Origin of the sequence: Candidatus Cryosericum odellii (assembly GCF_003570935.1) — a bacterium.
Classification (GTDB): Bacteria; Caldisericota; Caldisericia; order Cryosericales; family Cryosericaceae; genus Cryosericum; species Cryosericum odellii.
Genome location: NZ_QXIU01000130.1, coordinates 1 through 2628, shown reverse-complemented (window position 1 = coordinate 2628; position 2628 = coordinate 1). Strand labels below are relative to the sequence as shown.

Below are 2628 nucleotides of genomic sequence, written 5' to 3'. Positions count from 1 at the left end.
ACGTTCCTGCTGGAGGTGAATGCCGGTGAAGAATCGCAGAAGGGGGGACTGACTATGCCTCAGATTCGTGATGTTGCCGCCGCCGATGCTCCTTGGCTATATGAGATCTCCGGACTGATGGCAGTTGTCCCTCTGCAAGCAACAATGCAAATGCGGGCGACAATATATCAATCTGTCAGTTTGCTGTTCCACGAGCTCGCCAGCGACTTGGGTTTATCACGTGTCACGTTGTTGTCCATGGGAACGTCCGACGACTTTGAACTCGCGATCGAACATGGCTCTAACATGATACGTGTTGGTACGGGCATTTTTGGACCCCGTTCATCTTCTCAGGTGTAACCAATTGTTCATGAGCGCAGTTCTTGGAATTGGATTGGTAGAGGCCGCATTCTGCACTGCGTTGTTCCTAGAGCTCGCGCTACAGGCCTCGAAGGTCGTTCAATTGACACTCTCAGCCGACCGTGGTATAACATCACAATGGATAAATACCCAATCGGCCAGGCGGACAGTGACGTTGGGCGATTGTCCTACTTTGATTTCTCTGATGCTGGGTCTGGATATAGAGCTACAGCTTCTAGATAAACGGTCACATCGTAGGGAGGTGTGTCGTACCGCGGAGTATGCGAAGAGAGTTTTTATGTCCTGCACTCATTCTAGGAAGGAGTATGCGATGAAGAGAGTTCTATGTCTGGTTTTGGCAGTTGTCCTCGTGGCTGCTGTGCTTGTCCCCGTTGCTACCGCGCGCGCCGCTAGCTGGAAGTGGAACATCGACAAGACCCCGCGCACCCTTCCCGATGGTACACCAGCGGTCCTGAAGATCCCGTATTCGCAGGGCACCACCTTCCATGAACGTGGAGTCACCCTGATTCAGTCCATGCTCACCTCCAAGACATCTGGGGCGAGGGCCCTCCGTACACGTATCTTGAGCAGCTCGTCTATTCCGACGAAGTTCGCAAGGGCCTCAAAGGCTACGACCACTTTTTCTCCTCCACCGTCTGCAACAACTGGAACATCCAGTACTGGTATTGGTGGAAATAGGTACGATGACCAAATCCGTCGACACCGCGACTATGGAGTCTGAGAACCTGTAGATTCGATTCATCGGCTTCCACGTCTCTGCAGGGAGGCGCGGGAGACTGCCGAAAGGAGTCTTTGCCAACATGAGAGATTATATAATCCGGCGTGTTCTGGGCATGATCCCGCTGATCCTGATCGTGATGATCGTGTCGTTTGGTATCTTCTCCCTCGTGCCAAACCCATTCGCGGCTNNGCCTGGGGGTTTGACCTTCCGTGGTATCTGAGGTTCTTCAAGTGGTTCAGTGGCGTCATTCGTGGGGACTGGGGCCCTTCTCTCCTGTATCCTGGCTCTACGGCTCGTGACGTCATCTCCAGAGCGTTGCCTGTGACCGTGCGGCTCATGGGGATCGAATTCCTGGTGTCTATTGCCATTGCTCTTCCGATCGGTATCATCTCTGCTGTCAAGCAATACTCCGTGACCGATTACGTCGTCACGGTCATCAGCTTTCTGGGCATGTCCATGCCGACGTTCTGGTTTGGACTGCTCATGATGATGCTCTTCAGCGTCGTCCTGAAACGACCGAGCGGGATGCCCCTGTTGCCTGCGGGCGGGTTCATCACGCCGGGACTGGAGGAAGCTCCGTTCTGGGCGAAGCTTGGGGACCGGGCGCAGTATCTTGTGATGCCCGTCGTCGTTCTGGCCTTCTCCTCGCTGGGTGGCTATGCGCGTTACATGCGGTCCTCCATGCTCGAGGTCATTCGCCAGGACTATATTCGTACGGCCCGTGCCAAGGGTGTACCTGAGCGTTCCGTCATCTACAAGCATGCTCTGCGCAACGCAATGATCCCGATTGTGACGTTGATAGCATTGTCGGTACCTGGCATTGTTGGAGGCGCAGCCATTACGGAGACGATCTTCAACATTCCCGGAATGGGCAGCCTTATCATCCAAGCTGAAACCAAGGCTGACTATCCTACGGCCATGATTGGCCTTATGCTCTCCAGCGTTCTTGTCATCGCGTTCAACTTGGTGGCAGATATCGTGTATGCGTGGGTTGACCCGCGTATCAAGTACAGTTAGGAGGACATCATGGCGGAAAAAGCTATCGAAGCCAAGAAGAAGGGCCAGAAGAAGTCCTCTGAGGACTACACGTATGTTGGCATGGTGTTTCACCGCCTTACCCGTCACAAGCTGGCCATGGTCGGTGCATTCATGCTGATTTTTATCCTGCTGTTCGTGTTCGTGGGTCCCCTTATTTGGCGCGCCAATCCAAATACTCAGATCGAGGGTTTGGGCGGGCTCTTCAATCCTGCTTCCCGTGCACACCCTTTAGGTACCGACGACTATGGTCGTGACGTGCTTGCCCGTATGTTCTTCGGAGGGCGCATCTCGCTGTTCATTGGCTTCATTTCTGCGATCAGCTCGACGCTCGTTGGAGCTCTTGTTGGGCTTGTTGCGGGTTACTACGGCGGCTGGTCGGACAATATCCTCATGCGGTTCACAGATGCCATGCTGTCTATCCCGACATTTCCCCTGCTGATAGCTCTGGCGAGCGTGCTTGGAAAGGGCGTATGGCAGATTATCCTCGTCATCGTTGTGTTCGGCTGGAT

At 54.1% G+C, this 2628-nt stretch carries 3 protein-coding genes and 1 pseudogene; all 4 read left to right on the top strand.

All coding sequences use genetic code 11. The annotated features are described in order from the left end of the window. Nucleotides 1-339: pseudogene (locus SMC5_RS05490) on the top strand (alanine racemase); the annotation flags it as partial. A 331-nt stretch (nucleotides 340-670) separates the two neighbouring features. Next, nucleotides 671-1081 carry a hypothetical protein gene (locus SMC5_RS05485; RefSeq protein ID WP_119089854.1) on the top strand — a complete coding sequence of 137 codons (411 nt, stop codon included), beginning with the start codon at nucleotides 671-673 and terminating at the stop codon, nucleotides 1079-1081. 321 nt (nucleotides 1082-1402) lie between these two features. After that, nucleotides 1403-2098: an ABC transporter permease gene (locus SMC5_RS05480; RefSeq protein WP_119119911.1), complete on the top strand. Its 696-nt coding sequence runs from the start codon at nucleotides 1403-1405 to the stop codon at nucleotides 2096-2098. 9 nt (nucleotides 2099-2107) lie between these two features. Continuing rightward, nucleotides 2108-2628 (top strand): ABC transporter permease (locus tag SMC5_RS05475; RefSeq protein ID WP_133299169.1); only part of this gene is annotated, 521 nt, incomplete at its 3' end.